This window comes from Devosia epidermidihirudinis (genome assembly GCF_000971295.1).
Taxonomy (GTDB): Bacteria; Pseudomonadota; Alphaproteobacteria; order Rhizobiales; family Devosiaceae; genus Devosia; species Devosia epidermidihirudinis.
Genome location: NZ_LANJ01000044.1, coordinates 1 through 22679, shown reverse-complemented (window position 1 = coordinate 22679; position 22679 = coordinate 1). Strand labels below are relative to the sequence as shown.

21 protein-coding genes are annotated in these 22679 nt (G+C 61.9%); 9 read left to right on the top strand and 12 right to left on the bottom strand.

Going from position 1 to position 22679, the window contains the following annotated elements; genetic code table 11:
* The first annotated feature begins 9 nt into the window (after nucleotides 1-9).
* Nucleotides 10-1434: a M48 family metalloprotease gene (locus WH87_RS14555; RefSeq protein ID WP_245622437.1), complete on the top strand. Its 1425-nt coding sequence runs from the start codon at nucleotides 10-12 to the stop codon at nucleotides 1432-1434.
* A gap of 241 nt (nucleotides 1435-1675) precedes the next feature.
* Here WH87_RS14555 and mutT read toward each other — a convergent pair whose 3' ends face one another.
* The 4 genes from mutT to WH87_RS14535 form a co-directional block, all read right to left on the bottom strand.
* The gene (gene mutT / locus WH87_RS14550) at nucleotides 1676-2083 is read right to left on the bottom strand and encodes an 8-oxo-dGTP diphosphatase MutT (protein ID WP_046140839.1); all 408 of its coding nucleotides are present in this window, start codon (nucleotides 2081-2083) and stop codon (nucleotides 1676-1678) included.
* The gene (locus tag WH87_RS14545) at nucleotides 2080-2829 is read right to left on the bottom strand and encodes a GNAT family N-acetyltransferase (RefSeq protein ID WP_046140840.1); all 750 of its coding nucleotides are present in this window, start codon (nucleotides 2827-2829) and stop codon (nucleotides 2080-2082) included. The genes mutT and WH87_RS14545 overlap by 4 nt, the downstream gene beginning before the upstream one ends.
* A 1-nt stretch (nucleotide 2830) precedes the next feature.
* Nucleotides 2831-4063: a bifunctional glutamate N-acetyltransferase/amino-acid acetyltransferase ArgJ gene (gene argJ / locus WH87_RS14540; RefSeq protein ID WP_046140841.1), complete on the bottom strand. Its 1233-nt coding sequence runs from the start codon at nucleotides 4061-4063 to the stop codon at nucleotides 2831-2833.
* Nucleotides 4064-4216: 153 nt separating this feature from the next.
* Nucleotides 4217-5152, bottom strand: a complete 936-nt coding sequence (locus WH87_RS14535) for a peptidylprolyl isomerase (RefSeq protein WP_046140842.1) — start codon at nucleotides 5150-5152, stop codon at nucleotides 4217-4219.
* 378 nt (nucleotides 5153-5530) lie between these two features.
* Here WH87_RS14535 and secA point away from each other — a divergent pair, with 378 nt between their 5' ends.
* Nucleotides 5531-8245, top strand: a complete 2715-nt coding sequence (gene secA / locus WH87_RS14530; protein ID WP_046140843.1) for a preprotein translocase subunit SecA — start codon at nucleotides 5531-5533, stop codon at nucleotides 8243-8245.
* A gap of 331 nt (nucleotides 8246-8576) precedes the next feature.
* On the opposite strand, the gene WH87_RS14525 is transcribed toward secA, so the two are convergent.
* The 5 genes from WH87_RS14525 to WH87_RS14505 form a co-directional block, all read right to left on the bottom strand.
* Complete coding sequence (locus tag WH87_RS14525; protein WP_046140844.1) at nucleotides 8577-9224, bottom strand: hypothetical protein; 648 nt, start codon at nucleotides 9222-9224, stop codon at nucleotides 8577-8579.
* 53 nt (nucleotides 9225-9277) lie between these two features.
* Nucleotides 9278-10300, bottom strand: coding sequence for a L,D-transpeptidase family protein (locus tag WH87_RS20350; RefSeq protein WP_197410820.1), 1023 nt, complete (start codon nucleotides 10298-10300; stop codon nucleotides 9278-9280).
* Nucleotides 10301-10522: 222 nt separating this feature from the next.
* Entirely contained in the window at nucleotides 10523-11476 is a 954-nt protein-coding gene (locus WH87_RS14515; protein ID WP_046140845.1) for an acetyl-CoA carboxylase carboxyltransferase subunit alpha, read from the bottom strand.
* Between the two features lie 173 nt (nucleotides 11477-11649).
* Nucleotides 11650-12552 carry a site-specific tyrosine recombinase XerD gene (gene xerD, locus WH87_RS14510; protein WP_046140846.1) on the bottom strand — a complete coding sequence of 301 codons (903 nt, stop codon included), beginning with the start codon at nucleotides 12550-12552 and terminating at the stop codon, nucleotides 11650-11652.
* Complete coding sequence (locus WH87_RS14505; RefSeq protein ID WP_046140847.1) at nucleotides 12549-12755, bottom strand: hypothetical protein; 207 nt, start codon at nucleotides 12753-12755, stop codon at nucleotides 12549-12551. The genes xerD and WH87_RS14505 overlap by 4 nt, the downstream gene beginning before the upstream one ends.
* Nucleotides 12756-12910: 155 nt before the next feature.
* Between WH87_RS14505 and WH87_RS14500 the strand changes: the two genes are divergently transcribed.
* Together WH87_RS14500 and aroB are read left to right on the top strand one after the other, a co-directional pair.
* Nucleotides 12911-13495: a shikimate kinase gene (locus WH87_RS14500; RefSeq protein WP_046140848.1), complete on the top strand. Its 585-nt coding sequence runs from the start codon at nucleotides 12911-12913 to the stop codon at nucleotides 13493-13495.
* 4 nt (nucleotides 13496-13499) lie between these two features.
* Nucleotides 13500-14615, top strand: a complete 1116-nt coding sequence (aroB, locus tag WH87_RS14495; RefSeq protein WP_046140849.1) for a 3-dehydroquinate synthase — start codon at nucleotides 13500-13502, stop codon at nucleotides 14613-14615.
* A 67-nt stretch (nucleotides 14616-14682) separates the two neighbouring features.
* Here the strand turns inward: aroB and WH87_RS14490 are convergent, their stop codons facing one another.
* Nucleotides 14683-14958: a BolA family protein gene (locus WH87_RS14490; protein WP_046140850.1), complete on the bottom strand. Its 276-nt coding sequence runs from the start codon at nucleotides 14956-14958 to the stop codon at nucleotides 14683-14685.
* Between the two features lie 218 nt (nucleotides 14959-15176).
* On the opposite strand from WH87_RS14490, the gene WH87_RS14485 reads away from it, so the two are divergent.
* The 4 genes from WH87_RS14485 to WH87_RS14470 all read left to right on the top strand — a co-directional run bounded on the left by WH87_RS14485 (nucleotide 15177) and on the right by WH87_RS14470 (nucleotide 19747).
* On the top strand, nucleotides 15177-15632 hold the full coding sequence (locus WH87_RS14485; RefSeq protein WP_052726675.1) for a J domain-containing protein: 456 nt from the start codon (nucleotides 15177-15179) through the stop codon (nucleotides 15630-15632).
* Between the two features lie 99 nt (nucleotides 15633-15731).
* Complete coding sequence (gene cobS, locus WH87_RS14480; RefSeq protein WP_046140852.1) at nucleotides 15732-16715, top strand: cobaltochelatase subunit CobS; 984 nt, start codon at nucleotides 15732-15734, stop codon at nucleotides 16713-16715.
* Nucleotides 16716-16865: 150 nt separating this feature from the next.
* Entirely contained in the window at nucleotides 16866-18752 is a 1887-nt protein-coding gene (gene cobT, locus WH87_RS14475; RefSeq protein ID WP_046140853.1) for a cobaltochelatase subunit CobT, read from the top strand.
* Nucleotides 18752-19747, top strand: coding sequence for an esterase-like activity of phytase family protein (locus tag WH87_RS14470; protein WP_046140854.1), 996 nt, complete (start codon nucleotides 18752-18754; stop codon nucleotides 19745-19747). The genes cobT and WH87_RS14470 overlap by 1 nt, the downstream gene beginning before the upstream one ends.
* A 3-nt stretch (nucleotides 19748-19750) precedes the next feature.
* Here the strand turns inward: WH87_RS14470 and WH87_RS14465 are convergent, their stop codons facing one another.
* Both WH87_RS14465 and rpmB read right to left on the bottom strand, forming a co-directional pair.
* Nucleotides 19751-20437, bottom strand: coding sequence for a queuosine precursor transporter (locus WH87_RS14465; protein WP_046140855.1), 687 nt, complete (start codon nucleotides 20435-20437; stop codon nucleotides 19751-19753).
* A 133-nt stretch (nucleotides 20438-20570) separates the two neighbouring features.
* Nucleotides 20571-20858, bottom strand: a complete 288-nt coding sequence (gene rpmB / locus WH87_RS14460; protein WP_046140856.1) for a 50S ribosomal protein L28 — start codon at nucleotides 20856-20858, stop codon at nucleotides 20571-20573.
* Nucleotides 20859-21097: 239 nt separating this feature from the next.
* Between rpmB and WH87_RS14455 the strand changes: the two genes are divergently transcribed.
* On the top strand, nucleotides 21098-21880 hold the full coding sequence (locus WH87_RS14455) for a DUF3108 domain-containing protein (RefSeq protein WP_046140857.1): 783 nt from the start codon (nucleotides 21098-21100) through the stop codon (nucleotides 21878-21880).
* Nucleotides 21881-22679: the final 799 nt, after the last annotated feature.

The window sequence follows — 22679 nt, the reverse complement described above, 5'->3', positions numbered from 1 at the left end:
TTGGCAGCGATGCTGCTGGCGCTGGGGGCGTGCACATCGCTGACTGGTTCCAAGATTGTGGTCAGCCAGACCGGTGACAATCCCGCACCAACGGTGGTGCCGGAAGGCACCGATCCCGACGACGCCGTTATTGGCCGTCGCGAGCATCCGCGCATCATCGCCGCCTATGGTGGTGTCTATTCCGACCGCCCCGCCGAAATCATGGTGGCGCGCATTGTCGGCCGTCTGCTTGCCGCCGCCAACCAGCCCAATGCGCAGTTCCAGGTCACTATTCTCGATAGTTCCGAGGTCAACGCCTTTGCGCTGCCCGGCGGCTATATCTATGTGACGCGCGGCATTCTCGCGCTGGCCTCCGATACCAGCGAGCTGGCGGCGGTTCTGGCGCACGAGATTGCCCACGTGACGCTCCGCCATGCGCGCGCCCGCACCGACCGCACCCGCACCACGGCGATTGTCGATCGTGTGATCACTGGCGTCTTCGGTGGCGACACTTCGACCGATGCCACGGCCAATCGTACGCGCCAGTCCATGGCTGCCTTCGGGCAGAACCAGGAGCTGGAAGCGGACCGCGAAGGCATCAAGTTTGCCGGAAAGGCGGGCTATGACCCCACGGCCGCCGCACGTTTCCTCGGCGTCATGAGCCGGTTCGCAACCTTCTCGGCCGGCGCCAATGGTGGGGAAGGGTTCCTGTCGAGCCATCCATCGACCCCGGCCCGTGTGCAGAAGGCGCTTGAAACCGCGCGCTCCATGTTCGGTCAGGCCAGCGTTGGCGAAACCGACCGGGCTGGCTATCTGGCCTCGATCTCCGGCCTCACCTTTGGCGACAGCCCGGCACAGGGCTCGATCATTGGTCGTCGCTTCATCCAGTCGAGCAGCAAATTCACCTTCACCGTGCCCCAGGGCTACACGCTGCAAAACTCGCAGAGCGCCGTTGTCGGCGTCGCGGGCGATGGCGAAGCCGTGCGCTTTGATAGCGCCGATGTGCAGCCAAGCGTGGGCCTCGCCGATTATCTCAAGTCCGGCTGGATCGCTGGCCTCAAGAGCCAGAGCGTCACCACCCAGACCTATAACGGCATCGAGATGGCCTCGGGCGTCGCCCAGACTGATCAATGGTTCTTCCGCGTCTCGGTGATGCGCGTCGATGGACAGGTTTATCGCTTCATCTTCGCCGCCAAGGCCGATAGCACCCGCTTTGCCCAGGGCGCCGAAGCCACGCTCAAGAGCTTCCGTCGGACCGACGCGTCCGATCTGTCGCAAATCCGCAAGGTCGCCGTCCGCATCGTCACGGCCAAGGCAGGGGAAACCGCAGACTCGCTGGCCCGCCAGATGGCAGGCCTCAACCGCGGCACCGAGTTGTTCTACATCATCAACGACCTCTACCCAGGCGACCCCATCGTGCCGGGCCAGAAGTACAAGGTGGTCGCGCTGCAATAGAATGCTGCCGTGATCACGCCTTCCCTTCTCCCCTCGGGGAGAAGGTGGCGCGCAGCGCCCGATGAGGGGTGAATGCCGTGCAACCGGCATCATCACTCTCGACTATCCTCGATCGTCACCCTCGGGCTTGACCCGAGGGGTCTTTCCCCATCGCAAAGTGTATAACCCTCGGGTCAAGCCCGAGGGTGACGGCCGCGCGGTGGGCGGAGAAGTCGCGCCTCACGCCCGGCGCTTGATGTCGCTAGAGCAGATCACACAGTGCCGCGATCAGCGGTTCGTCGGCAGGCGGCATGGGATAGTCCCGCAGCGCCTGCGGGCGCACCCATTTGAGGGCTGTGTGTTCGCGGGCGACAGGCTCGCCCTGCCATTTGCGGCAGGCGTAGAGCGGCATCAACAAGTGCCCATGGGCATAGGGGTGGCTGGCGAACGAGATCGGGGCGAGGCAGGCTTCCTTGGTGGAGATGCCCAGCTCTTCTTCCAGCTCGCGGATCAGAGCCGCTTCCGGAGTTTCGCCGGGTTCGATCTTGCCGCCCGGAAATTCCCAGAGCCCGGCCATGGCTTTGCCCTCAGGGCGCTGGGCGATCAGTACGCGGCGGTCGGCATCGACGAGCGCACAGGCGACGACGAGCAGGAGTTTATTTTCACTCATTTTGGACTGCCCGGAACGCGGTAGCTGTAGTCATACTGGTGGGCGTAACCGAGCCCGTTATAGAGCGCGATGGCCCCCTCATTGTCGGCCTGCACATTGAGTGCGGCGACTTTGGCGCCCTCGCGTTTGGCCCATGCGAGGCCCGACCGCATCATCGCCGAGCCAAGGCCCTGCCGACGACGGGTGCTATCGGTGACGACGTTGCCGGTGATGACGATGCCGTCTGCAAGGGCCATGATGGAGGTGGCGACAGCTTCGCCGTCGCGCGCCAGCACGATACCTGCAGCGGGCACTTTGAGCGCGCCGAGCAGGTTTTTCAGCCCCGTGACCGTGGCCTCGTCATAGCCGCCAAGCTTTTGCGCAGCTGCGAGAAATTTGGGGTCCAGCACCGGCAGGTATTCGGCCTCTTTATCCGCTTCGTGATCACCAAGCTCCATGGCAAACAAATGGCTCTGATCGATCTCTGCCCAACCGGATTCATCCAGCGTGGCATTGAGCTCGGGACTGGACAGCGGGGTAATTCGGAACACGGGGCGGAGTTTGCGGATCACCATCCAGGTGCTGGCCGAAATCACGCGCAGGTCGGCGTCTTCGAAATCATCGGGATCAAAGCACTGAACGGAATTGGCGCGCTTGGTGTAGCCACCTGCCGCGCGCCGGATCCACGAACCGTCCCATTTTTCTTCAATGCCGGGCCAGGCCTTCAGCCCGGCCCGCTCGAAGGCGTCGACCGTAGGAAGCGTCATGTCAGCTCCGGTAGTCGCCATTGATGGTGATGTAACCATGGGTGAGGTCGCAGGTATAAACCGTGGCCTTGCCCTCGCCGAGCCCCAGGCTCACCGTCAGCTCCAGGTCCTCGCCCTTCATATAGGCCGAGGTGGCGGCTTCGTCGTAAACGGCGGCGCGCTCGCCGTCCTTGGCGACCAAAAGGTCGCCGAAGCGGATCGCCAGTTTATCGCGGTCGGCCGGTTCGCCCGCCTTGCCCACGGCCATCACTACGCGACCCCAATTGGCGTCTTCGCCGGCAATGGCGGTCTTGACCAGCGGCGAGTCGGCAATGGCCTTGCCTATGCGGAAGGCGCTGGCGTCATCAACCGCGCCTTCGACGTGAATGGAAACCTGCTTGGTTGCGCCTTCGCCGTCACGCACCACCTGAATGGCCAGGTCGAACAGCACGTCGCGCAGCGCCTCGCCAAAGGTTTCGGCGCGCGGGTCATCAAGGCTTTCGATGGCGTCGACATCAGCCTTGCCGGTGGCAAAAGCCAGCAGCGTGTCCGAAGTCGAGGTGTCGCTATCGACAGTGATGGCGTTGAAGCTGGTCTGAGTGTGCTTGGCCAAAAGCGCCTGCAGCACGGGCGCCGCAATCGGCATGTCGGTGACGACAAAGCTCAGCATAGTGGCCATGTCGGGGGCAATCATGCCCGAGCCTTTGGCGATGCCGTTGATTTTGACTTCCGTGCCGTCGATGTCGAAAATCGCGCCGCTCAGCTTGGGGAAGGTGTCGGTGGTCATGATGGCCTTGGCTGGGTCCATCCATGGGGTGTCGACCAGACGGGTGGCCATGGTGTCGAGCACGCCGGCAAACTTGGACGCATCGAGCGGCTCGCCGATCACGCCGGTCGAGGCGAGGAAGATTTCCGATGGGGCGCAGCCCAGTGCTTTAGCGGCAAAGTCGGCGGTCAGCTCGACCGATTTCTGGCCCTTGGCGCCGGTAAAGGCATTGGCATTGCCCGAATTGACCACGAGGCCACGTGCCACGCCGCCCGGCAGGTTGGCCTTGCACCAGTCGACGGCGGCCGACGAGCATTTGGATTTGGTGACCACGCCGGCAGCAACCGTGCCCTCGTCGAAGGCCATCAGCAGCACGTCGGTGCGGTTCTTGTACTTGATGCCAGCCTCGGCGGTGGCAAAGCGCACCCCGGCTATGGCCGGCAGGTCCGGATAGGATTTGGGAGCGAGGGGAGAAACCGGAATAGCCATAGTGCCGAGCCTTATCGAAGGACGAATATCGGCTTTTGGTGTGCCCCAAAGATAAGGCGTTCGCAAGACGCTGGCGGGGCTTGGCGCGCTCTTGGCTGGCGCTATGCAAACAAAAGTGGTCCGGGGGCATCAAGCCCCCGAACCGAAAGGCAATTATTGCGCAGGAACCTGCTCGGCCTCTGCGTCGGTCTTGGTCTGGGCGTCGACAGCGGCCTTGAGCGCGGGATCTGGAATGTCGATCGCAACGCCTTCCATCAGCTTGGCAACGGTGGTGTCAAACGTGGTCATCAGCAGCTGCTGCTGCAGCTGGGGTGCGACCTGCTCAAAGGTTGGCGGCTTGGATTCACGCTTTTCCTCAAGCTTGATGATGTGCCAGCCGAACTGGGACTGCACGGGCTCGGAGATCTGGCCGATTTCGGTCAGAGCGTAAGCGGCGGTTTCAAATGGCGCCACCATCATGCCCTTGCCGAAAAAGCCGAGGTCGCCGCCATTGGCTGCGCCTGGATCGATCGACTTTTCCTTGGCGAGGGTTGCAAAGTCTGCACCGCCATCGAGCTCGGCCTTGATTGCCTTGGCTTCGTCTTCGGTGGGCACCAGAATGTGGCTGGCACGGATTTCTTCGGCTGGTTTGAAGTCAGCAACGAACTTGTCGTAGTCCGCGCGCACAGCTTCCTCGGTCACCGACTTGGCAATTGTGTCGGCGAAGTAGGCGCGACGCAGGGCGCGGTCACGGAGATAGTCGAGGCGCTGCTGGAACAAGGGGGTGTCGGCCATGCCGGATGCTTCGCCGGCCTTGGCCATGACCTTCATGTCGATCAGCACGCGCAGCAGGAACGGCTTGCGCTCGGCTGGTGGCATCTGGCTGAGTTCCTGAGTCAGGTCTTCAGCAGCAAAGCCCAGATCGGCTTCGGTAATGGTCTCGCCGCCGACGGTGGCGACCACGGTTTCGGGCGTTGGCGCTTCAGGCGACGAGGTTGCTGCTGCAGCTGGCGCCGCGTCCTGCGCCATGGCGGGGGCAACGGCATTGGCGGCCATCACGAGGGCCAGGACGCTCGCGGTGCAGGCGAGGCGCAGGGTAGAAAACGACATGGGATCAGGTCTCCTTGGCCGGGCTTGGCAGCGCGCCCTGGCTCGTTGATGGTCGGCAGGTGGTATCAAACCAGATGTCTTGCCTGCCCTCCCACGGCAAGAGGGCCAAAATGTGCCACGCCGTATTTCGTGAGTGGCAATCGGTCCAAGAGCCCCGGTTTTGCCCGGTTTGACGGGAGGGCCGTCGAGGTTTGGCCGATTTTGGCGACGTTGACAAGACAAGGGTCCGCTCTTACATCTCAGCCGCTTTTCCCGCCGCCCGGTGGGACGATCCAAATTCAAAGCCGGAAAGGCTTTCCTGTTGCGCCGACAATGATAGAGCCGAGCTTGCTCCGCCTCTTTCCGGGCCTCCGCGACGGGCAATAAAAGGACTGACTTATGGCATTTGGTGCGCTCGCACGACGGATTTTCGGTTCTCCGTCTGATCGGCACGTTAAGCGGTTCCACGGCAAGGTCGCCGCGATCAATGCGCTCGAGCCAGAGCTGGAAAAGCTCAGCGACGAGCAGCTGCGCGCCCGTACTGCCGAATTCAAGGCGCAGATCGAAAAGGGCGCCGATCTCGATGATTTGATCGTGCCGGCTTTCGCCACGGTCCGCGAAGCCAGCAAGCGCGTGCTCGGCATGCGCCACTTCGATGTGCAGCTGATCGGCGGTATGGTGCTGAACGATCGCTCCATCGCTGAAATGCGCACCGGTGAAGGCAAGACGCTGGTGGCGACGCTGGCCGTCTATCTCAATGCGCTGACCGGCAAGGGCGTTCACGTCGTGACCGTCAACGACTACCTGGCGCGTCGCGACGCGGCCTGGATGGGTCAGATCTACAATTTCCTCGGTCTCAGCTATGGCATCATTGTCCATGGCCTGACCGATGTGGAGCGCAAGGCCGCCTACGCTGCCGATATTACCTACGGCACGAACAACGAGTTCGGCTTCGATTATCTGCGCGACAACATGAAATATACGCGCGAGCAGATGGTGCAGCGCGGCCATGCCTTCGGCATCGTCGACGAAGTTGACTCCATCCTGATCGACGAAGCACGAACCCCGCTGATCATTTCGGGCCCGTCCGAAGACCGGAGCGATCTCTACACCACCATCGACAAGCTGATGTATATCCTTGAGGACGGTGACTTCGAGATCGACGAGAAGCAGCGTTCGGCCACCTTTACCGATGCCGGTATCGAGCGCCTGGAAGCCAAGCTGGCTGAAGATGGTCTGCTCAAGTCCGCCTCGATGTATGACGTGGAAAACGTCGCGCTGGTGCACCATGCCAATTCGGCCCTGCGCGCCCACAAGATGTTCCGCAAGGACAAGGACTACATCGTCCGCAATGACGAAGTGGTCATCATCGACGAGTTCTCCGGCCGCATGATGCCGGGCCGCCGCTATTCGGAAGGCCTGCACCAGGCCCTCGAAGCCAAGGAACACGTCAAGATCCAGCCTGAAAACCAGACGCTGGCTTCGATCACCTTCCAGAACTATTTCCGTCTCTACGAAAAGCTCGCCGGCATGACCGGTACGGCTTTGACGGAAGCCGAAGAATTTGCCGACATCTACAAGCTCGACGTCGTCACCGTGCCGACCAACGTGCCGGTGCAGCGTATTGACGACGAAGACGCCATCTTCCGCACTGCGGCAGAAAAGTTCGACGCCATTGCTGACATGATCAAGCAGTGTCAGGAGCGCGGCCAGCCCGTGCTGGTGGGCACCACCTCGATCGAAAAGTCGGAAATGCTGGCTGATATCCTGCGTGGCAAGAATGTCGGGCAGATGAACGTGCTGAACGCACGTCACCACGAGCAGGAAGCCTTCATCGTGGCCGATGCTGGTCTGCCCGGCGCGATCACCATTGCGACCAACATGGCTGGCCGCGGTACCGACATTCAGCTCGGCGGCAATCTCGAAATGCGCATCGAGAAGGAAACCGTTGGTCTGGAAGGCGCAGAGCGCGAAGCCAAGATCGCCGAGATCAAAAAGACCATTGCCGAGCACAAGGCGCAGGCCCTGGCCGCAGGTGGCCTGATGGTCATCGGCACCGAGCGTCACGAATCCCGCCGTATCGACAACCAGCTGCGCGGTCGTTCCGGTCGTCAGGGCGATCCGGGCCATTCGGCCTTCTTCCTGTCGCTGCAGGACGATCTGATGCGGATCTTCCCGGTCGACAGCATGGATTCCATGCTCGGCAAGCTCGGTCTCGAGCAGGGCGAGAGCATCACCCATCCTTGGGTCACCAAGGCCATCGAGCGTGCGCAGGGCAAGGTTGAAGCCCGCAACTTCGATATCCGCAAGAATATCCTGAAGTACGACGACGTGATGAACGATCAGCGCAAGGTGATCTTCGAACAGCGTCTGGAAATGATGGACGCTGAAGACGTCAGCGAGACCGTCAAAGACATGCGCCAGGACGTGGTCGACGCCGTCGTCGCCAAGGCTATTCCTCCGCGCTCCTATCCAGAACAGTGGGACGCAGAACTACTGCAGCTTGAAGCGCGCAGCATGCTCAATGTCGATGCGCCAGTTGCCGATTGGATCGCCGAAGAAGGCATCGATGGCGAGATCGTCACCGAGCGCCTTCTGACCGCGGCCAACGAGCAGGCTGATGCCAAGGCCGAGAAGTACTCGCCGCAGATCATGCGTCAGGTGGAAAAGTCCATCCTGCTGCAGTCCATCGATAGCCTGTGGCGCGAGCACCTGGTGACGCTCGATCACCTCAGCAAGGTTGTCGGCTGGCGCGGTATCGCCCAGCGCGACCCGCTGAACGAATACAAGCAGGAAGCCTATGAGCTGTTCCAGACCCTGCTAACGAGCCTGCGCGAACTGGTGACGCGTCAGCTGAGCCATATCGAGCTGACGATCCGTCAGCCCGAGCCACAGGAGCCTGACTTCAGCCGTCTGCAGGAAACCCACATCGATCCGCTGACCGGTGAGAACGATGCGGACGGCCACGACACCATCGCTGACTCGCTGGGTGCCGTTGGCAGCGATCCATCGCTCCGCCCAATCGACCCCAAGCTGCTCGAAGGCGTCTCCCGCAACGCGCCATGCCCTTGCGGCTCCGGCAAGAAATTCAAGCACTGCCACGGCGCGTTCTAACGCCGAGCAAGGTGTGAAATTGAGAAGGCCCGGACAGATGTCCGGGCCTTTTTCGTTTTGGGGGAGTGGTGGCCGCCTCCCCACAGCGTCACCCCGGCCTTGAGCCGGGGTCCATCCCGAGGTGCCGCCATGGCCGCAAGGTGGCTCACCCCAGCATCTCTGGATGCATCCCCGGCTCAAGCCCGAGGGTGACGAGCGATGGGAGAGGGAACTGTGGTCGGAGGGACAAAGTGCATTCGCACCCACGGCGTCATTCCCGCGAAAGCGGGAATCCCCCTTGGACCGAGCGTTGACGACGTGCCTACCGACTAAACGCCGAGCCAAGCCCCGATCAGCAGCTCACCCGAATTTCGGCATATCCCGTCATGCCCTGGTCGCCCGCAGAGATGGCGGTGAGCATGCAGGAGCTGCCAACCAGCGCGATGGTGCCACCGGCTGCGATGGTGGTGCCGTCGGACAAGTTCATGAAGCCATTATCAACGGCGCCGATGCTAACCGAGACGGGCTGGCCGCAAATGGGGTAGCTGTCGCCCGCCGACACGAGGATGCGCGTGCCAGAGGGTAGGCAGTCCCCGCCAGCGGCATTTGCTGATGCGGTTGGGGTCGTGGGCACCGCAGGCAGGCTAGTCGCTCCTGAGGATGCCTTGCCGCTGCGCCAGCTTTCTTCGAGAATGCCGAGCCGATTGGACAGGTCCTGCAGGCTGCTCGCGCTGCTGGTGTCGGTGGCGCTGGCCGCGCCGGGCGATTGCTGGCGGCCATAGAGCTCAAGGCTCAACCTGATCTGCGCGATGTCGGTGGACATGCGCCGGATCTCGCGCTGCGTCTCGGCATAGACCCAGCCGGTTGCGCCCAGTGCGGCCACGCCCACCAGCCCCACGACAAAGCTCAGGATCTGCGCCCAAGGCGGGCCACGCCGCGCCGGCTTGTGTGCGTCGATATCGGTTTTCGGTGCCACCGGCTCTGCCAGGTCAGCTTCCAAGGTGGTCGTCTCCGTTGCAGGGGCCCAAGCTCTGGGCCCCGATGAGGGCGGCGCTATGGCCGTGCCAAACGTGGCAGTGGAATTGGCGCCGTTTTGCCGCTCATTACGGCCACGACGTCAGCATCTTTGTTCCCCCCGAACAATCCGCCAAACAGGCCTGAGACAGCGCCGTTGACCGCACCATTGATCGCTTCGCCACGTGCCTTGACCGCAGCGGCGTCGGCGACTTTTTTCTCTTCGGCTGCCAGCGTCTTGGTGAAGGCGGCTTCGTCAGCCTGCTGCTTGGCAACCACGGCAGCGTTCTGCACCACGGCCGGGCAGGCGCCCATGGCATCCAGCGGGCCGCTCCCGGATGGATTAAAGATATAGCGGCGTTCGCACACGTCCCAGGCGGGTGGCGACTTGGTCACTTCGAACAGGTCATTGCCCTGCTTGATGTTCTTCCAGAAATTGAGGTGTTCGCTCGAGGCATTGCTCGCCATCTTGGCGGGGGTCATGCGGAACGGAAAAATCTGCAGCTGGAAGCTCTTGTTGCCGCCTTGGAAGGTTTCGCGGGCCAGCGCGTAAATCTCGGCAATGCCCTCATCGGTCATGGCGTAGCATCCGCGTGACGAGCAATCGCCATGCACCATCAGATCAGAGCCGGTGCGCCCCCAAGAGCGGTCGAACTTGTTGGGAAAGCCGGTGTTGAAGGCCAGGTAGTAATTGGACTTCGGGTTCATCAGGCCGGGCGTGATCGTATAGAAACCCTCGGGGCTCTGCCGGTCGCCTTCCTTGATCTTGGGGCCGAGATTGCCGGAAAAGGCGCAGATCTCGTAGGTCTTGAACATCTTGTACTGGCCGGCGCTGGTGCGCTTCCAGACCTCAAGGGTCTTTTCTTCCTTGAAGATGCGGATGACCATGGCTTCGCCGGGCGAAGATCCCATGGCACGCAGGGCCGACACCGTCCCGCTAGCCAGAGGTTGGTTGTGGCGATTGTCGCCGGCTTTGACGAAGCCCCCGCATGCGGCAAGCCCAAAGGCCACCCAGAGCAAGATCAGCGCTGAACAGAATTTGCGAAGGAGAGTGGCGGTCAAGATCGGCTGCCCAAAAACAGAAAGTGCGTCACCCTTATGAGGGTCTGGTTACCGCAGCATTATGAATGCTGGTGAACGAACCCTTACCATGCCCCCAATAGTGCCGGAAGTTCTGTAAAATTGAACAGAACAACAGCTTTCGGCAGTGGGCGGGGCCCACAAACAAACATCCCCGCCGAAGCGGGGATGGCTATGATTTGGATCTGCCTGACGAGACGGCGCTTAGAGCGTCGTTCCGATCGCCAGGAACTTCTCCCGGCGGTGCTCACGCACTTCGAGGCGAGACTTGCCGGCGAAATCAGCCAGGAAGCTGGTGATTGCGGCGCCGGTTGCGGCCATGACCACGTCGGGATGGCGATGCGCGCCGCCGGTTGGCTCTGGGATGATGCCATCGGTGACGCCGAAGCCGAAGAGGTCCTGTGCGGTGATTTTCTGGGCCGTGGCCATGTCCTGCGCCCGGGCAGCGTCGCGGAACAGGATCGATGCGCCTGCTTCTGGCGAGATGACCGAATAGATTGCGTGTTCGAGCATCAGGACGCGGTTGGCGACGGCAATGGCAATGGCGCCGCCCGAACCACCTTCGCCGATGACGATGGCAATGTTGGGCACGCCCAGCTCAAGGCACTTCTCGGTCGAGCGTGCGATGGCTTCGGCCTGGCCGCGCTCTTCAGCGCCGATGCCGGGATAGGCGCCAGCGGTGTCGACGAACGAGATCAGCGGAATGTTGAAGCGGTCGGCCATGTCCATGATGCGGACGGCCTTGCGATAGCCTTCGGGGCGCGCCATGCCGAAATTGTGCTTGAGGCGCGATTCGGTGGAATTGCCCTTTTCCTGGCCAAGGATGGCGACAGGCTGGCCATTGATGCGACCGAAGCCGGCCTGGATGGCAGCGTCTTCGGAGAATTTGCGGTCACCGGCCAGTGGGGTCCACTCGGTGATCAGGGTGCGGACGTAGTCGGAGAAGTGCGGGCGCTGCGGATGGCGAGCGACCTGCGTCTTTTGCCAGGGCGTCAGCCGCTTGTAGACTTCGACCAGCGCCTCTTCGGCGCGGCTCGACAGTCGATTGACTTCTTCGTCGATGGAGACGGCCTGATCGGTAGCTGCCAGCGACTTGAGCTCGGCAATCTTGCCTTCAAGGTCGGCGACCGGCTTTTCAAAATCGAGATAAGACTGCATTCCACCTGCCCGTTAGGGGTCATGTTGCCACGACCCTTTTCTATGGTCGCTGCTGTTGCGCCCTAAAGTGGCCGGAAAGTGGCGACGGCGCAATGCCAAGTCAAGGCTTTGGCACAATCGAACAGCACACGGGTGTGGATGCTAACAGTCTGTTAGCCGATTGGGTCGGTCTGCTAACCATCCCCAAGGGGGTGGTGGGCTTCCACCAGGCTACGCAATTTCTCGTCGAGCACATGGGTATAAATCTGCGTTGTCGAAATATCGGCGTGCCCGAGCAGCATCTGCACCACGCGCAGATCGGCGCCCCCAGCCAGCAGATGGCTGGCAAAGGCGTGGCGCAACACGTGCGGCGTTACTCGGGAGGCGCTGATCCCGGCGCGTGCCGCCAACCCCTTGAGATCGCGGGCGAACACCTGTCGCGCCAGATAGCCCTCGGCCCCCGCAGCGGGAAACAGAAATGGCCCGGGTTCGAGGGTTTTGAGATAGACCTTGATGCCATCGCGAGCGCGGTCGTTGAGTGGGACAATGCGCTCCTTGTTGCCCTTGCCGGTGACGGTGATAAAGCTGGCATCGCGCATCACCGCAGCCCGCTTCAGGCTTACCAGCTCACTGACGCGCATGCCGGTGGCATAGAGCAGTTCCAGCAGCAGATAGAGCCGCAGCGCCAGAGCCTGCTGCTCGGGTTCGGCAGCGGCATTGGCCTCTTTTTCGGCCAGTGACAGCATCTTATCCACTTCGGCAATGGACAGAACCTTGGGCAAGGCGCGGCGGCTTTTGGGGCTGGCTATGATGCGCGTCGGGTCGTCACCGCGCAGATTGTCGGCACACAAAAAGCGGTGAAACTGGCGGATTGCCGAGAGGCGGCGGGCACTTGATGCGGCCGACAGGCCATCGCGGCGAAGCTGGTCGAGGTATGACGTGACGACATCGCGCTCGACATCGAGCAGCGTCTTGTGTTTGCCCACGACAAAACCGGCGTAATCCGAGAGGTCGCGCCGATAGGCGTCGATGGTGTTTTTGGCGGCGCCGCGCTCGGCGCTCATCATTTCCAAAAACGCACCGATCAAATGGCTCATCGTGCCGCTGGCTCTGCATCGGGTTCGGTTGGGGCCTGTCCGGGCAGTGCGGGCGCCCCGCCACCAAGCAATTCGCGCGCCGGAATGCGGATGGTTTGCTCTTTTTGAGTGGGCTGGACATAGACCACCAGCGCGAACATCCCGGCATAGACCAAGCCTGCCAGAAAAAGCAGCGTGATGATGAGTCGGATCAGGGTCGGCATGGTGTTCCGGCCTCTTGTCGGTTCAGGTTGCTGACAATTTGATCGTAAATGGTTTCATTTCCGTAGGCATAGCGGTTTACCCCCGCTTTGGCGCGCAAGTTCTTGACAGGTGCGGCGAGGACGGCTTGATAGCGACAGGATCAAGGAGCCATTGTTTGAACCGTCCCGACGCGGCATCGCGACAGGCACGCGCCGAGGAACTTGCCGAGCGGCTCGCCGGCAGGCCATTGGTGCTGGTCGGCATGATGGGTGCCGGAAAAACCACCGTGGGTCGGCGTATCGCTACCCGACTCAACCGCCATTTTCTCGATAGCGACGAAGAGATCGAGCGGGCGGCCCATATGACCATCCCCGAAATCTTCGAGCAGCGCGGCGAGCCTGAGTTTCGCGCCGGGGAAACCCGCGTCATTGCCCGGGTGCTCAAGGACGAGGGCATCGTTCTGGCCACCGGCGGCGGGGCATTCGTCAATCTCGAGACGCGGGCGCTGGTCAAGGAGGAAGCCATTTCGGTCTGGCTTAAGGCCGAGATCGATATTCTGTTCGAGCGCGTGTCGCGCCGCTCCAACCGGCCCCTGCTCAAGACGGCCAATCCGCGCGCCACGCTGCAAAAGCTGATCGAAGAACGCTACCCCATCTATGCCGAGGCTGACGTTACCGTTGCCTCTCGCGATGTGCCGCAGGACGTGGTGGCAGGCGATGTGATCGACGCGGTTCTCACCTATCTCAAGCGCCAGGACTGACCTGATGGCCTCCATTGCTCACACCGTACACGTCGCCCTTGGCGATCGTGCCTATGACATTTTGATCGGCGACCGCCTGATCGGTGATGCGGGGGCGATTCTCGCTGAGCGCTTCCCGGGGCGCCGCTACGGCATCATTACCGATGACAATGTTGCGGCAGCTCAGCTGCCTCGACTGATCGCGTCGCTGGACGCGGCAGGGCTCGGGCATACCGAGATCGTGTTGCCGGCTGGCGAGAGCACCAAATCCTGGGCGCTACTCGGCGAGGCCGTCGAGGGCATTCTGGCGGCGCGGCTGGAGCGCGGTGACCTGATCATCGCGCTGGGTGGCGGTGTGATCGGCGACCTTGCTGGTTTTGCAGCTGCCATCGCGCGACGCGGGATGGATTTCGTGCAGATGCCGACGTCGCTTTTGGCGCAGGTCGACAGCTCGGTGGGCGGCAAGACGGGGATCAATTCCCCGCATGGCAAGAATTTGATCGGCGCGTTCCATCAGCCCCGTCTGGTGCTGGCCGATTTGTCGACACTCGATACGCTGAGCCCGCGCCAGTTCGCGGCCGGTTACGCCGAGGTGGTCAAATATGGCCTGATCGATGACGAAGAGTTTTTCTTCTGGCTCGAAGAGCACCAGGCCGAGATTTTTGCCGGTGGCCCAGCGCGGGGCGAGGCCATTGCCCGTTGTTGCGCTCACAAGGCACGCGTCGTCATCGAGGACGAAAAAGAGTTGGGCGTGCGGGCGCTGCTCAATCTTGGGCATACCTTTGGGCATGCCTTGGAGAAAGACACCGGCTATTCGGATCGCCTGCTGCACGGCGAGGGTGTCGCCATCGGTATGGTTCTGGCGCATGGCTTTTCGGCGCGGCTCGGTCTGGCCCCGAGCCAGGACACCGGCCGGATTGCGGCGCACTTGAAGAAATCGGGCCTGCCCACCACCTTGGCAGAGATCCCTGGAACGGTTGGCTCCACCGGGGTCTTGATGGCCGCCATCGCTCAGGACAAGAAAGTGAGCCGTGGAGCGCTGACCTTCATTCTCACTCATGGTATAGGCAAGGCGTTCATCGAGAAGAATGTCGACGCCAAGGCCGTGTCGGATTATCTCGACGCAATGCGCAGCATTTGATTTGAGACTTTTGGCGCTGCCCGGTTAGACCGGACAGCGAGATATCGGAACTGCCAATGCTGGCGAGCTATTGATGTGGCCCGCCAACCGGAAGGACATCGATCGCAAGCGCGTGTACTGGGCCCTTGAGTTCGGCGTCCAGCGCGTCCATGACAGCGCGGTGTTGCGCCACGCGGCTCATCCCGTCAAAATGACGGGTCGCGATTCTGACACGAAAATGGGTTTCACCACCCTCCCGCCATCCGGCGTGACCGAAATGCTGGTTCGATTCATCGATCACATCGAGGAAAACGGGGGCAAATTTGTCGGCAAGCTTTGCAGTCAGGGTGTCTTTGACGCTCATGGCGGCGGGCCTTCCATCTGGTGTTGGCACTTAACTAGGCGAGAACGAAACTGTCGTCCAAGATCTTTGATTCCATTCGCATCAAGCCCCGCAAGGATGAAAAGCCTGCGCCGGCAGAGCACCCTTGTGACTGGGAGGGTTGCGAGAAGGCTGGTGAGTACAAGGCGCCAAAAGGCGCGCGCGGCGAGGGGCAGTATCACCACTTCTGCCTTGAGCATGTGCGCCACTACAACACCTCGTTCAACTTCTTTGCCGATATGGACAAGGAGCAGCTGGACGAGGCGCTTCATGCGCCACCAAAGGCCGAAAGCCGCTCGAGCTTTGCCACGGGCAATCCCGGAGTAAAGGCATCGCGCACCGCACGGGCTGCCGGGATGCAGCCGGGCGACCGTTATGGCGATCCGTTTGGGGTGTTCGCCAAGTATCGCCATCGGCAGTCGCAAAAGCCTGCCTCGGAGCGCGTCAAGCCGCTGCACGAGCAGGATCGCCGCGCGCTCGAAACGCTGGGCATTCTGGGCCACGCCAAGTCCGACGAGATCAAGGCCGCCTACAAGTCGCTGGTCAAGCTGCATCACCCCGATGCCAATGGTGGCGACAAGTCCTCGGAAGACCGTTTGCGCACCATCATCGCGGCCTATAGCCATCTCAAGAAAATGGGGTTCGTCGCAAAGTAGTTGCGACGCTCCGGTGACTACCGCGCGCGTCATAATGCTGCTATAGAGCGGCCGACTTTCCCGCCTGTTTCGCCTCGATTTCCTGCCAAGAGCTTTGTCATGACTGAGTACACCAATCTGCCCGACACCGAATATTCGGCTCGGGAGCTGTTCGGCATCGATACCGACATGAAGGTGATGGGCTACAAGGAAGCCAATAGCCACGTGCCGCCGATCGACCCGGATTACCTGTTCGATCGCAACACGACGCTGGCGATCCTCGCCGGTTTTGCCTTCAATCGCCGTGTCATGGTGCAGGGCTATCACGGCACCGGCAAGTCGACCCATATCGAGCAGGTTGCGGCACGCCTCAACTGGCCACTGGTTCGCGTGAACCTTGATAGCCACGTGTCTCGTATCGATCTCGTCGGCAAGGACGCGATCGTGCTCAAGGACGGCAAGCAGATCACCGAATTCCGTGACGGCATCCTGCCATGGGCTGTGCAGAACAATGTCGCGCTGGTGTTTGACGAATACGACGCTGGTCGTCCGGACGTGATGTTCGTGATCCAGCGCGTGCTCGAAGTCGCGGGTCGGCTGACCCTGCTCGACCAGAACCGCGTGATCGTCCCGCATCCGGCATTCCGTCTGTTCTCGACCACCAATACCATTGGCCTGGGCGATACGTCGGGCCTCTATCACGGCACTCAGCAGATCAACCAGGGTCAGATGGACCGCTGGAGCCTGGTCACCACGCTGAACTACCTGCCGCACGATAAGGAAGTCGGCATCGTTCTGGCCAAGAACAAGTTCTATGGCGAGACCGAGAAGGGCAAAAAGCTCGTTTCCAACATGGTGCGTCTGGCCGATCTCACCCGTTCGGCTTTCATCAACGGTGATCTCAGCACCGTGATGAGCCCGCGCGCTGTGATCACCTGGGCGGAAAACGCGCAGATTTTCGGTGGCGATGTCGGCTTTGCCTTCCGGCTGACGTTCCTGAACAAGTGCGATGAACTTGAGCGCCCTGTGGTTGCCGAGTTCTACCAGCGCGTCTTCGGCGAAGATCTGCCCGAGTCGTCGGCCAATCTGGCTGTCTCGCTCTAAGTAAACGGCTCCCTCATCCGGCCCTTTGGGCCGACCTCTCCCCCAAGGGAGAGGTGCAGGGGGTTCGGCGTTTCTCACCTCTCCCTTGGGGGGGAGGTCGCCGCTTAGCGGCGGGTGAGGGGGCCATTCCCCCAACCGACGAGCAGTTTCATGGCACAACCACCGCGCAGCAAAGCCAATAAGCCAGACCAGACCCAGGCGTTCAAAACCGCCATGGGTGCAACGGTGCGCGCCATTGGCGCCAAGGCCGAACTTGAGGTGAGCTTCACGGCGGATCGCCCGTTGCTGACCAGCGACAAGGCGCGTCTGGCCAATCTGCCGCGCCTGCCGACGCGCCGCGATATCGCCATTGCCCGCGGGCAGGGCGACGCAATGGCCATGCGCCTGGCCAGCCATGATCCTGAAACGCACCGCAAGCGCAGCCCGATGGATCCCATCGCTCGCGCTGCCTTCGATGCGCTCGAGCAGGCCCGTGTCGAAGCGTTGGGCTGCGTGCGCATGCCCGGCATGGTCGGCAATATCAGCGAGATGCTGGAAGATCGGCTGTTCCGCGCCAATTTTGCCGAGGTGAGTGACAAGGGCGATGCCCCTATCGCTGAAGCCCTGGGCCTGTTGCTGCGCGAAAAGCTCGCCGGTGTGCCGGTGCCGCCCTCGGGGCACGCGCTGGTTGATCTGTGGCGCAAGGAAATCGAAGACAAGGGTGGCAAGTCGCTCGACGAACTGCTCGACCTTTATGAAAACCAGGACGCCTTTTCCAAGGCGGCCAAGGCGCTGTTGCGCGATTTGAACCTGGTGCCGGAAAGCGAGCTCGAGGATCCTGATTCTTCCGACGAAGAAGATGGCGACGATCAGGAGCCCGAAGGCGGCGACAGCTCTGACAAGGCTCCTGAACAGGGCGAAGGCGAGAACGAGCAGGCCGAGAGCGAGCAGGACGAGCAGGCTGGCGAGTCGGAAGAAACCGGCGATGTCGACGGCATCGAATCGGACATGGCCGACAGCGACGAAGACGCGGCCTCCGAGGCCGGCGAAGACGCGCCCATGCCACCGCCCGCCAAGGATGGCGGCGAGCGCCTGTCCAACCAGTTCCAGTACAAGGTGTTCACCACCAAGTTCGACGAGATCGTCAAGGCGGCCGAGCTTTGCCCACCCGATGAGCTCGACCAGCTCCGGGCCCTGCTCGACAAGCAGCTGGAAAACCTTGCCGGCGCCGTGGCGCGCTTGGCCAACAAGCTGCAGCGCCGCCTGATGGCCAAGCAGAATCGCTCCTGGCAGTTCGATCTCGAAGAGGGTCTGCTCGATACGGCGCGTCTGACGCGTGTCGTCACCGATCCGATGCAGGCTTTGTCTTTCAAGGTCGAGAACGACACCGATTTCCGTGACACCATCGTCACCCTGCTGATCGACAATTCCGGGTCGATGCGCGGTCGCCCGATCACAATTGCGGCGATCTGCGGCGATATCCTGGCGCGTACGCTGGAGCGTTGCGGCGTCAAGGTTGAGATCCTGGGCTTCACCACGCGCGCCTGGAAGGGCGGCAAGTCGCGTGAGGCTTGGCTCGAAGCCGGCCGCCCGGCCAATCCCGGTCGCGTCAACGACGTGCGCCACATCATCTACAAGGCGGCCGACGAGCCATGGCGCCATGCGCGCCGGAACCTTGGCCTGATGATGCGCGAAGGTCTGCTCAAGGAGAATATCGACGGCGAGGCGCTCGAATGGGCGCGCAAGCGCCTGATGGGTCGTCCCGAGAGCCGCCGCATCCTGATGGTGATCTCCGATGGCGCACCGGTCGATGATTCGACGCAATCGGTGAACGCTGGCAATTATCTTGAAGCCCATCTCCGCCAGGTGATTGAAGAGATCGAAACCCGCTCGCCGATCCAGCTGGTGGCCGTCGGCATTGGCCATGACGTGACGCGGTACTACCGTCGCGCCGTGACGCTGCTGGATGCCGAGGAACTGGCCGGCGCTTTGACCGACGAATTGGCCGCTTTGTTTGACGAAGAACTGCCCTCCCAAGCCCGTCGGCGCGGCCGCTGATGCGTCTGCTGGTTGTCGTCGCACTTGCGGCGCTGCTGGCGGGACAGGCCATTAAGGTCCAAGCCGTTGAGGCCAGCGTCACCGCTGTGCCGATCACGAGCTTCAAGAATAGCGCGATCGGGCAGCGCGTGGATAAGTTGATCTGGCGGGGCGGCATTGCCATGTCGAGCCCCCTCGATACGTTTGGGGGCCTGTCTGGCCTCGCCCCAACCGGCCCAAATCAGCGCATGGTGTTTGTCAGCGATCGGGGCCATTTCGTCTCGGGGCAGTTGGCCTATGACGATGTGTCCACGCTAATGGGCTTCATCGGCGTCACCATCGAGCCGATGCAGAACTCCAAGGGTCAACCGCTGCCCCGCCAATATGCCCGCGACGCCGAATCGGTCGAGACCGTGTTCCGCGATGGCGTGCCGGTGGCGGTCCGGGTCAGCTTTGAGCATCTGACGCGCGTCTCGGACTATGCCTTGATCAATGGAGTGCCGGGGGGGCCTGCGCGGGAAGTGCCGCTGCCGGAATGGCTCAGCGCTCTGCGCACCAATGAATCGCTGGAATCGGTGTGCATCGCGCCGCCAGCCTCCCCGGTTGCGGGATCGACCGTGCTGATCACCGAAAATGCGCTGGATAAGGCGGGCAACCACCGGGGCTGGATGCTGGGGCAGGGCGATACCGGGCCCTTGTCCTATGTCGGCTCAAGCGGGCTGGTGCCGACCGATTGCGCATTTCTGCCCAACGGGGACCTGTTGGTGCTGGAGCGGGGTGTGTCGTTCCTGACCTTTTCGATGACGCTGCGGCGGGTGCGGGCGGCTGATGTGCTGCCGGGGGGTGTTCTGCAGGGCGAATTGCTGCTGGCGGCATCGGGCGGGCAGGTGGACAATATGGAATCGCTGGCCGTGCACACCGCGCCCGATGGCGAGACGCGCATCCTGATCGGCTCGGACGACAACTTCATGGATTGGCAGCGCAACCTGCTGTTGGAGTTTGCGCTGCCGGAGTGAGCGTCAGGCCCGTGCGCCGAGCGGCGGCAGGGGGCGGATCTTGCCCATCAATATCCGATAGGGCGCCAGCAGGAGCAGCGCGGCGAGGAATTTCACCATGAAGTCTCCAGACGCCAGCGAGGTCCACAGCGGCACTTCGGGCCCAACGCCCAGCCAAGGAGCGGGGAAGCCCAGGGAGCCGTCCTGAAGGCCAAACAGGGCATCAATACCGGCAAGCGCGGGCGAGAAGGCAACAGTGAAGAAAATTGCCGTGTCGATCATCGAGCCGAAGAGCGAACCAAGCAGCGGTGGCAGATACCAGGCCTTGGTGGCGCGGAGGCGCGAGAACACCGCGATATCGAGCAGCTGGCCGACCAGAAAGGCCGTGGCCGAGGCCATGGCGATGCGCTGGGTGGTGGCTGGATCGCCTCCAGCGTTCCAGGGGAGCGGATTGGCGCTGAGATAGAACGACACCGCCAGACCCACCAAAAAGCCCACCAGCACGACCAGCCGCGCATTGCGCGGGCCATCGTAGCGGTTGGTCAGGTCGGTGATGAGGAAGGCGAAGGGGAAGGTGAAGGCGCCCCAGGTCAACAGGTCGGCCAGATTGACCGTGCCTAGATGGGCCTCAAGCGGGTAGAGAACCAGAATATTGGACGCGGCAACGACCACGACCATGGCAGCAATAGCCGCCAGCAAGCGAGCAAGCATCAGAATGCACCTCTATGTGTCCGCTGATCCGGCAAAAGACCGGGGCGGGGAGCTTATCTGCGCAGTATAGCGCAAAACAAAACCGCGTGGAGATGAACTCCACGCGGCTGAAATTCGTCAGGCGTCGGACCGCTTAGGCAGCTGCGAGAGCGGCGCGGATTTCCTTCTTGATGCCCTGTGCGAGCGGCGACAGATCGGTGTCGCTCTGCTTGATCAGGAAGGCATCGAGACCACCGCGGTGCTCAACGGTGCGCAGAGCTGCAGCACTGATGCGCAGCTTGACGGGGCGGTTGAGAGCGTCCGAGATCAGGGTCACGTTGATCAGGTTCGGGAGGAACCGGCGACGGGTACGGTTGAGAGCGTGCGAAACGTTGTTGCCAACCATTACGCCCTTGCCAGTCAATTCACAGCGACGTGCCATTTAGAGATATCCTATTTGTGTAAAGGTCCTGCGTTGCGGCTAACTCCGCGACGGGCCTCGATTGTTGTGAAATCTTGGCCGGTCTTTAGAGAAAAGGGGCGGCGGCGTCAAGGTAAACTGGCCCTCAAACGGCCGCGAGCGCCTTGCATGGGCCATAAGGGCACGGCATTTTCATTCCAATAGCTGATTCGGAGCGGGCGTTTGTCCGGCCCGTAGCGCCCTCCCGTGAGACGAAGACGTTGAACCAGTTCCGAATTGCGCCAATTGCCGCCCTCGCCTTTCTTGCGAGCTTTTCCGTCCAGGCGGCAGAGGTCGATGCCAATGCCCGCTACGTGTTGACGCTGGGCGGTATCAATATCGCGTCGATGAATGTCGATCTCACCGATACGGGATCGCGCTATAATCTTGATTTGTCCGCCAATGTGGCGGGGCTCGGTACGCTGGTGGCCAGCGGCACGGCGAGCGCCAGCTCATCGGGTGGCTCGACGGCGACGGGGCTGTCGTCCGAGAAATTCAACCTCCGCACCAAGGCCAATGGCGAGTCATTCCGCGTCGATGTGGAGTTCGCCGGCAAGTCGGTGTCCTCGTTCAAGGTCGAGCCGCCGATCCTCGACAACTACGATCGCGTGCCGGTTGAGCGCGTCCACCTGAGCGGGGTGAGCGATTTCCTCTCCGCCTTCGTCATCAAGGGCGGCTCGTTCGACAAGTCGATGTGCCAGCGCAAGGTCAACGTCTTCACCGGCGTCGAGCGCTTCAATATCGCCATGAGTTTTGCCGGTGAGGACAAGGCGACCTCGCCGCGCACCGGCTATCAGGGTCCGGTGGTGCTGTGCAGCGTCAAATACACGCCGATTTCGGGCCACTTCACCACGTCCGAAATCACCAACTATCTGGCCGATAGCAGCCGCATCCTGTTGTGGTACGCGCCGCTGGGCGAGACGGGCTATTTCATTCCATACCGCGTGATGCTGACCACCAATATGGGCGATCTCTCCATGGTGCTGACCGGCATGAAGTACTGACGCCAGTCTTATCGGTTTATCAAACGCCTCCGGCCCTCGCCGGGGGCGTTTTTGTTTGCTCGACGTGGTTTAGCCGCACACAGCGCCTCTTCCCATTGTGGGACGGTCAACGGGTTTATCCTCAATTTGCGCTGCGGAAAGGCCGGTGGAGCGGGCAGCAAGCTCTGAAGGCGGGGCCCGAGCGCCGGAATGACGCGTTAATGTCTCGGGAAGGTTTGGCCGATTCTCTGCGAAATTAAAGGTTTGGTAGGGATGCTGAACGGATTTGGAGCATTTTCCCCGCTGTTCACGGTGGGGTTGCGGCAAATGGTTGGCACGGGTCCGGCACCTACCAGATGTAGCGGTGAACAAACCCGCATTTGCCCAACTCGCCCGATTCGACCTCTGTTCGTTCTCGGTTTGGTTCAGGTGTAAGGCCGCGCCGGTCCCTATGGGGTGAAGTGTCCCAGGATGGGACGGCGTGCAAAAGCACCGTCCGGCGAGCGGGCGGGGATGAACATGCGACAATGGCGAGACCTGGGTCTCGATTGGGTAGTGGAATGGTGAAACCAAGGCCTCGCCACTGTGTCGGGTTTTTTCGTACCCGCATCGAGCGGTCACCCTTTCAGGCTGGGCCGTTGCATTGACTGCCTTGGCAGCAATGCGACAGTCCCGGACCGGTGGTCAGCAGCCGTACGCAAGCCTGGGCGACCCCGTGCTCCCCGACATTCCCCACACTCATCACTCGTCATGACCGCGCATGGTGAGGGGATGGGTGGAGTATGCGGGATGGTGGGGTGGGGGAGGATAAGGGGGATAG

Excerpts from the sequence above, each read along its gene's own strand:
- WH87_RS14555 (WP_245622437.1), top strand. The coding sequence starts at position 10 with ATGCTGCTGGCGCTGGGGGCGTGCACATCGCTGACTGGTTCCAAGATT.
- mutT (WP_046140839.1), bottom strand. The coding sequence starts at position 2,083 with ATGAGTGAAAATAAACTCCTGCTCGTCGTCGCCTGTGCGCTCGTCGAT.
- WH87_RS14545 (WP_046140840.1), bottom strand. The coding sequence starts at position 2,829 with ATGACGCTTCCTACGGTCGACGCCTTCGAGCGGGCCGGGCTGAAGGCC.
- argJ (WP_046140841.1), bottom strand. The coding sequence starts at position 4,063 with ATGGCTATTCCGGTTTCTCCCCTCGCTCCCAAATCCTATCCGGACCTG.
- WH87_RS14535 (WP_046140842.1), bottom strand. The coding sequence starts at position 5,152 with ATGTCGTTTTCTACCCTGCGCCTCGCCTGCACCGCGAGCGTCCTGGCC.
- secA (WP_046140843.1), top strand. The coding sequence starts at position 5,531 with ATGGCATTTGGTGCGCTCGCACGACGGATTTTCGGTTCTCCGTCTGAT.
- WH87_RS14515 (WP_046140845.1), bottom strand. The coding sequence starts at position 11,476 with ATGCAGTCTTATCTCGATTTTGAAAAGCCGGTCGCCGACCTTGAAGGC.
- xerD (WP_046140846.1), bottom strand. The coding sequence starts at position 12,552 with ATGAGCCATTTGATCGGTGCGTTTTTGGAAATGATGAGCGCCGAGCGC.
- WH87_RS14505 (WP_046140847.1), bottom strand. The coding sequence starts at position 12,755 with ATGCCGACCCTGATCCGACTCATCATCACGCTGCTTTTTCTGGCAGGC.
- aroB (WP_046140849.1), top strand. The coding sequence starts at position 13,500 with ATGGCCTCCATTGCTCACACCGTACACGTCGCCCTTGGCGATCGTGCC.
- WH87_RS14490 (WP_046140850.1), bottom strand. The coding sequence starts at position 14,958 with ATGAGCGTCAAAGACACCCTGACTGCAAAGCTTGCCGACAAATTTGCC.
- cobS (WP_046140852.1), top strand. The coding sequence starts at position 15,732 with ATGACTGAGTACACCAATCTGCCCGACACCGAATATTCGGCTCGGGAG.
- cobT (WP_046140853.1), top strand. The coding sequence starts at position 16,866 with ATGGCACAACCACCGCGCAGCAAAGCCAATAAGCCAGACCAGACCCAG.
- WH87_RS14470 (WP_046140854.1), top strand. The coding sequence starts at position 18,752 with ATGCGTCTGCTGGTTGTCGTCGCACTTGCGGCGCTGCTGGCGGGACAG.
- WH87_RS14465 (WP_046140855.1), bottom strand. The coding sequence starts at position 20,437 with ATGCTTGCTCGCTTGCTGGCGGCTATTGCTGCCATGGTCGTGGTCGTT.
- rpmB (WP_046140856.1), bottom strand. The coding sequence starts at position 20,858 with ATGGCACGTCGCTGTGAATTGACTGGCAAGGGCGTAATGGTTGGCAAC.